The 567-nt window shown below is 76.5% G+C and carries 1 protein-coding gene; it reads right to left on the reverse strand.

Annotation, left to right across the window (positions count from 1 at the left end; translation table 11 throughout):
* The coding region (locus AC1D01_RS38040; RefSeq protein ID WP_477875174.1) for a YbfB/YjiJ family MFS transporter at positions 1–567 on the reverse strand (567 nt) is incomplete at both ends.

Raw genomic sequence — 567 nt, forward strand, 5'->3', positions numbered from 1 at the left:
GCGCTGGCCAGCAGCGCCGCGGCGGCCGCGAGGCTGGGCCCGATGATGACCGATGACAACGGGCCGGCCGGCACCGTCAGCGGCCCGACCAGCTGGCCGAGCGCGAAGGCCGCCGTCATCGTCGCGACCAGCCGCGCGGAGCCGTCGCCGGCCACGCGGCGCGCCTCCTGGAAGCCGGCCATCGTGACCACCATGAAGGTGCCGCCGACGCAGGCGGCGCACACCAGCAGTGCGCCCAGCCCGGGCGCCAGCGCCGGCGCCGCCACGCCCACCGCCATCAGCACCAGGCCCCAGCCGAACACGCGGCGCGGGGCGACCGGCGTGAACCAGCGCATCGCCACCAGCGTCGAGACGGCGCCGGCCAGCCCGAACAGCGGCCAGGCCCAGCCGAACACCTGCGGATCCGGGAACAGCTGCCGGCCGAGCGCCGGCAGGAAGGTCGCCGGGATGATGTAGCCGTAGCCGAACAGGCCGTAGCAGGCGATCAGGATCCAGGCGTCGCGCGTGAAGACGCCGGCGGGCGCAGCGGCCCGGGGCGCGGCTGCAGGCCGGGCTGCATCCCCCAAC

The organism is Rhizobacter sp. P3_B12 (assembly GCF_056402895.1).